Annotated in this window: 6 protein-coding genes; 5 read left to right on the top strand and 1 reads right to left on the bottom strand. The window is 73.6% G+C overall.

Annotated features, from left to right (window positions below; all coding sequences use genetic code 11):
* The first annotated feature begins 14 nt into the window (after window positions 1-14).
* The 4 genes from ACIQE0_RS32805 to ACIQE0_RS32820 all read left to right on the top strand — a co-directional run bounded on the left by ACIQE0_RS32805 (window position 15) and on the right by ACIQE0_RS32820 (window position 3,520).
* Window positions 15-809, top strand: coding sequence for an ABC transporter permease (locus ACIQE0_RS32805; RefSeq protein ID WP_402338837.1), 795 nt, complete (start codon window positions 15-17; stop codon window positions 807-809).
* Window positions 810-897: 88 nt separating this feature from the next.
* Complete coding sequence (locus tag ACIQE0_RS32810; RefSeq protein ID WP_402338852.1) at window positions 898-1,662, top strand: ABC transporter permease; 765 nt, start codon at window positions 898-900, stop codon at window positions 1,660-1,662.
* Window positions 1,663-1,702: 40 nt separating this feature from the next.
* Window positions 1,703-2,728: an ATP-binding cassette domain-containing protein gene (locus tag ACIQE0_RS32815; RefSeq protein ID WP_402338839.1), complete on the top strand. Its 1,026-nt coding sequence runs from the start codon at window positions 1,703-1,705 to the stop codon at window positions 2,726-2,728.
* Window positions 2,729-2,797: 69 nt separating this feature from the next.
* Window positions 2,798-3,520, top strand: coding sequence for a DUF1707 domain-containing protein (locus ACIQE0_RS32820; protein ID WP_402338841.1), 723 nt, complete (start codon window positions 2,798-2,800; stop codon window positions 3,518-3,520).
* Window positions 3,521-3,537: 17 nt separating this feature from the next.
* Here ACIQE0_RS32820 and ACIQE0_RS32825 read toward each other — a convergent pair whose 3' ends face one another.
* Window positions 3,538-4,848: an SGNH/GDSL hydrolase family protein gene (locus ACIQE0_RS32825; RefSeq protein WP_402338843.1), complete on the bottom strand. Its 1,311-nt coding sequence runs from the start codon at window positions 4,846-4,848 to the stop codon at window positions 3,538-3,540.
* Window positions 4,849-5,227: 379 nt separating this feature from the next.
* On the opposite strand from ACIQE0_RS32825, the gene ACIQE0_RS32830 reads away from it, so the two are divergent.
* Window positions 5,228-6,571, top strand: coding sequence for a DUF445 domain-containing protein (locus ACIQE0_RS32830; RefSeq protein WP_402338845.1), 1,344 nt, complete (start codon window positions 5,228-5,230; stop codon window positions 6,569-6,571).
* Window positions 6,572-6,790: the final 219 nt, after the last annotated feature.

Genomic DNA, 6,790 nt, shown 5'->3' on the forward strand with positions numbered 1-6,790 from the left:
GGGGAGGGCGCGGCGTGTTGTACGCAGCCGTGGCGGCCGGCAGCTTCCGGCGGTACGCCACCTACCGCGCGGCCACCGCGGCGGGCCTCGTCACCAACACCGTCTTCGGCTTCATCATCGCCTACACCTACCTCGCCCTGTGGGACCAGCGGCCGCACCTGGGCGGCTACGGTCCGGCCCAGGCACTGACCTTCGCCTGGGCCGGGCAGGCCCTGCTGACCGTCGCGCTGATCGCCACCGGCGGCCTGGACGAGCTCCAGGAGCGGATCCGCAGCGGCGACGTCGCGGTGGACCTCTACCGGCCGGCCGACCTCCAACTGTGGTGGCTCGCCGCGGACCTGGGCCGGGCCGGGTTCCAACTGATCGGCCGCGGGGTGGTGCCGGTGGCGGTGGGCGCCCTGGCGTTCCCGCTGGCACTCCCCGGCAGCCCGCTGACCTGGGGCCTGTTCGTGCTGTCGGCGCTGCTCGGGGTGGTCGTCAGCTTCGCGCTGCGCTACCTCGTCGCGCTGTCGGCGTTCTGGCTGCTGGACAGCTCCGGAGTGGCCATGGTCAGCGGGCTGTCGTGCATGTTCTTCTCCGGGATGGTGCTGCCGCTGCGGGTCTTCCCCGGCCACCTCGCCGACCTCGCCCAACTCCTGCCGTGGGCGGCGCTGCTCCAGGTGCCGGCCGACATCCTGATCGGCGCCCGGACCGGCGGGGCGCTGCTGCGCGGGCTGGCGTTCCAGGCGGTCTGGGCGGTGGCACTGCTGGCGCTGGGGTGCCTGGTGCAGTCGGCCGCCACCCACAAGGTGGTGGTCCAGGGTGGCTAGGCCCCCTTCCCTCCCGGGCCTCGGCGCGCCCGAGAGCCGGCTGAGCGCCCTCGGGCACGGGCTGCGCGTATACGGGCTGATCGCCTGGATGTGGGTGCGCTCCACGCTCGCCTACCGGACCTCGTTCGTCCTGATGACGTTCGGCAACTTCGCTGCCAGCGGGCTGGACTTCGTCACGATCCGGCTGATGTTCTCCCGCGTCCACGCGCTCGGCGGCTTCACCCTCCCCGAGGTCGCCTTCCTCTACGGCACCTGCAGCCTGGCGCTGGGCCTGGCGGACCTGCTGGTCGGCACCCTCGGCCGGCTCGGCGCCCGGATCCGCGACGGCACCCTCGACACCCTGCTGCTGCGCCCCGCCCCGGTCTACGCCCAGATCACCGCCGACCGCTTCGCGCTGCGCCGCCTGGGCCGCACCGGCCAGGGGCTGCTGGTGCTGCTGTGGTCGACCGCCCAGCTCGACGTGGTGTGGACCCCCGGCCGGATCCTGATGGTGCCGCTGATGACGGTGTGCGGCACGGCGATCTTCGGCGCGGTCTACACCGCCGGCGCGGCCTTCCAGTTCTGGGCGCAGGACGCCGCCGAGCTCCAGAACTCCCTCACCTACGGCGGCAACACCCTGCTCCAGTACCCGCCGACGGTGTTCGCCCGGGACCTGGTCCGCGGGGTCACCTTCATCGTCCCGCTGGCCTTCGTGAACTGGCTGCCCGCACTGTGGCTGCTGGGCCGCCCCTACCCCCTCGGACTGCCGGGCTGGACCGCCTTCCTGGGGCCCGCGGTGGCCGCGCTGATGGTCGCCGGCGCCGCGCTGGCCTGGCGGCACGGCGTCCGCGCCTACCGCAGCACCGGCAGCTGACCCACCCCAACCGGCGTGATACGACAGGGAGTTGCGTGATATGGGCACGGTGGAGACGGGCGCGGACCCGCTGATCGAGCTGGTGGACGTCGAGAAGGTCTTCACCGTCCGCCGCCGGGCGGGCCGGCTGCGCCGGACCCGGCACGAGGTGCGGGCCGTCGACGGCCTCACCTTCCAGGTGCCGCGCGGCGAGATGGTCGGCTACATCGGCCCCAACGGCGCCGGGAAGTCCACCACCATCAAGATGCTGACCGGCATCCTGGTGCCCAGCGGCGGCCGGCTGCGGGTCGCCGGCATCGACCCTTCCAAAGAGCGCACCCGCCTCGCCCGCCGCATCGGCGTGGTCTTCGGCCAGCGCACCACCCTGTGGTGGGACCTGCCCCTGAAGGACTCCTACGAACTGGTGCGCCGGATGTACCGGGTCCCCTCCGCCGTCTTCCGCACCAATCTGGCGCGCTGCGTCGAACTCCTCGACCTGGCCCCGCTGCTGGACGTCCCGGTCCGCCAACTCTCGCTGGGCCAGCGGATGCGCGGCGACATCGCGGCGGCGCTGCTGCACGACCCCGAGGTCCTCTACCTCGACGAGCCCACCATCGGCCTGGACGTCGTCAGCAAGGCCAGGGTCCGCGCGTTCCTGCGCGAGGTCAACGCCGAACGCGGCACCACCGTCCTGCTGACCACCCACGACCTCACCGACATCGAGCAACTGTGCCGCCGGGTCATGGTCATCGACCACGGCCACCTGGTCTTCGACGGGGACCTGGACGGGCTGCGCGCGGCCGCCGACGGCGAACGCACGCTGGTGGTGCACCTGGAACGGGAACTCCCGCCCATCGACGGCGTCCCCGGGGCCCGCACGGTGCGGGTGGAGGGCCCCCGGCAGTGGCTGGTCTTCCCCGCGACGCGGAGCGCGGCACCGCTGGTCACGGAGATCGCCGCGCGCTACCCGCTGGTGGACCTCTCGGTCCGCGAACCGGACATCGAGTCCCTGATCGCCGAGCTGTACGCGGGCGGCGGCACCGTCGCCCGCCACGAGCCAGGCGACGAGGTCCCGGCCGCACCCTAGGGGGCCGTGGGCCAAGTCCCGTCCTACGGGCGGAGACGGAACCCTGAGGGTGCGCCCTAGTCTGTCCGTATGAATGACGAACGGCTCCCTCAGCTGCGGGCCTCCGACGCCGACCGTGAGCGGGTCGCCGAGATCCTGCGCGACGCCCTCGCCGAGGGGCGGCTGGACATGGCCGAGTTCGACGAGCGGCTGGATGCCACCTACCAGGCGCGCACCTACGGGGAGTTGGAGCGGGTCACCGTCGACCTGCCGGTCGCGGCGCAGGCCCCCGCGTCCGCCCCGGCCCCGCTGTCGCTCCGCAAGGAGCCCGCGCCCGCCGGTGAGGTCGCCTCCTGGGCCGAGCGGATCCGCCCGGACGCCACCGGTGCCACCTCCGGCATCGCGATCCTGGGCGGCTTCGAGCGCAAGGGCCGGTGGACGATCGGCCGCCGGTTCAACGCGTTCTGCCTCATGGGCGGCGCCGAAATCGACCTGCGCGAGGCCGAGTTCGCCGCGCCGGAGGTCGAGATCAGCGTCTGGACGCTGATGGGCGGCGTCAACGTCATCGTGCCGCCGGGCGTCGAGGTCGAGTCCCGGGGCATGGGCATCATGGGCGGCTTCGACACCCGTGAGGACGGCACGCCGGGCGACCCCGGCGCGCCCCGGGTGATCGTCAGCGGCGTGGCCCTGATGGGCGGGGTCGGCGTGGAGCGCAAGCTCCCCAAGGCGGAGCGGCTGCGCCTGAAGGCCGAGCGCAAGGAGGAGCGGCGGCGGCTGCGCGCGGAGCGCCGGGAGCGGCGGGAGCTGGACTGAACCGGCGCCCGCCGCCCTCAGAGCGCGGCGGGCGCGGCCTGCCGCAGATGGTCGACGTTCACCGCGTCGGCCATCGCGCGGTAGCCGGCGTCGCTGGGGTGCAGATGGTCGCCGGAGTCGTACGCCGGCAGCAGCCGCTGCGGATGCGCCGGATCGCGCAGCGCCTGGTCGAAGTCGACGACCTCGTCGTAGACGGTGCCGGAGCGGATCATGCGGTTGACCTGTTCGCGTACCTCGTTGAGCCGGCGGGAGTAGCCGCGGTGCCCGCCGAACGGCATGACGGTGCTGCCGGTGACCCGCAGCCCGCGGGTGTGCGCCCGCTCCACCACGTCCCGCATGCCCGCCACGATCTTCTGCGCGTCCATCTGGCGCGGGGACTTGAGCAGGTCGTTCACGCCGATCTCGACCACCACCGCTTTCACCCCCGCACGGGACAGCGCATCGCGGTCCAGGCGGGAGAGCATGCTGGGCCCGTTGGTGGGGAAGAGCGGGTTGCTGTCGGTCAGCAGGCGGTTGCCGCTGATGCCGGCGTTCAGCACCCCGTAGCGGGGCGCGCCCTCCTCGTCGCGCAGCCGGGCGGCGAGGAAGTCGGTCCAGCGGTGGTTGGCGCCCGGGGTCGAGGTGATCCCGTCGGTGATCGAGTCGCCGATCGCCACCACCGCGCCGTGCACCTGTGTGCTCCACACGTCCACCCCGGTCAGATAGCGCCAGTACGGGCTCTGCTCGGTGTAGGCGGTGCCGGTGGCGTCCTCGGTGCGGTCGCCGCGCGCCAGATAGGAGGTCTGGCGGGCGTAGGGGTGGTAGGTGGTCGGGCCCGAGGGGGTCGGGGAGTACGTCGTGACCAGCAGGTCGGCGTTGCCGGGGACGGTCAGGCGGACCGGGTCGCTGAGGATCTCGCCGCCCGCCGGGATCGTCACCGAGGGCTTGCCGCCGAAGGTGACCCGGCGCATGGAGCCGGCCATGGCGATCGGGCTGCCGCTGCCCGCCGACAGCGCCAGCGAGGCGTGGCTGAGCGCCAGCGGGCGGGTGCCGTAGAGGTTGGAGAGCCGGATGCGGGCGCTGGAGCCGCCGATGCTGGAGTGCACGACGTTACGGATCGACATGCCCGCGTAGCCGTCCTGGGTGCCGGGCTCGGCGGAGGCCACGGCCGCCGACCAGGTGCCGACCCACTGGCCGGAGGCGGCCGGCGCGGCCGAGGGGCGCGGTTCGTGGAGCGCGTTGCCCAGGGGGCCGCGGGAACCGCCGAAGCCGACGAATATCGCGGCCGAGATCAGCACCACCACTGCCGCCAGGCCGGCGAGCAGGGCGTATCCCACACGTCTGGTCATGCCGGGGGCGTCTCCCGAGGGCTCGGCGGAGCTGCGCGCTCCGGGCGGAATCAGGGGCGGCGGTACGCGGACGCCCGGGCCGCCGCGGTCCGGGCGCGGACACCCGATGAGCAGCGGCGCCGTCCGCGGTCCGGCCGGGACCCATGATCCCACGGACCACCCGGGGGCCGCCCGCCGCCCCGGACGCCGGGAACTCGTTGCCCGTTCCAGGAGTAGGGCACTGTGGGACACATACGGGCGTATGGCCGGTAAGGACGGATCCCGGCAACCACGGGACGGCCCGTCCGGTCCGTACTGCACGGGCCGGTAAGGACGGCCCGCGCGGTACGGACCGGACGGCGTACGGAAGGCGGGGGACACGGTGGGAGTGGTGGAGCGGATGGAAGACACCAAGGCGGAGGGGACACCGGCCGCGGCGCCGGTGCCCGCCGGCGGCGCCCCGGGCGGCCGGACGGCGCGCGGCGGCTTCGGCGACAGCGCCGCCGACGCGGAGAAGCGGCGCGGCGTCCGCCGGATGAAGGCGCTGGCGACCGGCCTGCTGCTGGCCGTCGCCGTGGTCTACGTGCTGGCGAAGTGGGCCGGCTCGGCCGGCGCCGGCGGCTGGACCGGCTTCGTCGCGGCGGCCGCCGAGGCAGGCATGGTCGGTGCGCTGGCCGACTGGTTCGCGGTCACCGCCCTGTTCAAACGCCCCCTGGGCCTGCCGATCCCGCACACCGCGATCATTCCCTCCAAGAAGGACCAGCTCGGGCAGAGCCTGGGCGACTTCGTGGGGGAGAACTTCCTCTCCGGCGAGGTGGTCCGCCGCCGGCTGCGCTCGGTCGGCGTCGGCGCCCGGCTCGGCGGCTGGCTCGCCGAGCCGCACAACGCCGACCGGGTCACCGCCGAGCTGTCCACCGCGCTGCGCGGTGCGCTGACCGTGCTGCGCGACTCCGACGTCCAGGCGGTGGTCGGTGAGGCCGTCACCCGCCGCGCCGACGCGGTGGAGATCGCGCCCGGCCTCGGCGCCCTGCTGGAGAAGATCGTCGCCGAGGGCGGCCACACCCGGGTGGTGGACCTGGTCTGCGCCCGCGCCCACGACTGGCTGGTCGACCACGGCGACTCCGTCATGGCCGCGGTCTCCGGCGGCGCCCCCGGATGGACCCCGCGGTTCGTCGACCGCAAGGTGGGCGACCGGGTCTACAAGGAGCTGCTGCGGTTCGTCAGCGAGATGCGGGACATGCCCGAGCACCCGGCGCGCGGCGCGGTGAACCGCTTCCTGACCGACTTCGCCGACGACCTCCGGTCCGACCCGGCCACCCGCGAGAAGGTCGAGCGGCTCAAGTCCGAGGTGCTGGGCCGCGGCGAGGTGCAGGACCTGATCGCCTCCACCTGGGGCGCGGTCCGCGCGATGATCGTGGCCGCCGCCGAGGACGAGCGCAGCGAACTGCGGCTGCGGGTCCGGTCGGCGCTGCTGTCCCTGGGCGGGCGGCTGGCCACCGACGCGCGGATGCGCGGCAAGGTCGACGGCTGGCTGGAGGGCGCCGCGGTCTACGTGGTCACGACGTACCAGAGCGAGATCACCGCCCTGATCACCGACACCGTCGCCGGCTGGGACGCCGAGCACACCTCCCGCAAGATCGAGGCCCACATCGGCCGCGACCTCCAGTTCATCCGCATCAACGGCACGGTCGTGGGTGCCTTGGCCGGCCTATGCATTTATTCCGTTTCGCACGTTTTTGGCTGATCCGTCGTGGGGGCTGCTGCCTTTCGCGCCTGCCGTCTGGTTTTGCTTCCCACGTTGTTGGCTTCCCCGCCGTAGGGGTTGCTGTCTTTGCGCCTGCGGCGCTTGGGCGTTGTCCGCTGCGCGGGGCTGTTGGGTGCGGTGGCGGGGCTGCGGGGCTGGGGGTGTCCGGACTGCTGCGCTTTACGTCCGGACACCCCCAGCCCCGCAGCCCCGCCCCCG

Source organism: Streptomyces sp. NPDC093097 (genome assembly GCF_044754325.1).
In the GTDB taxonomy this organism is placed as follows: domain Bacteria; phylum Actinomycetota; class Actinomycetes; order Streptomycetales; family Streptomycetaceae; genus Streptomyces.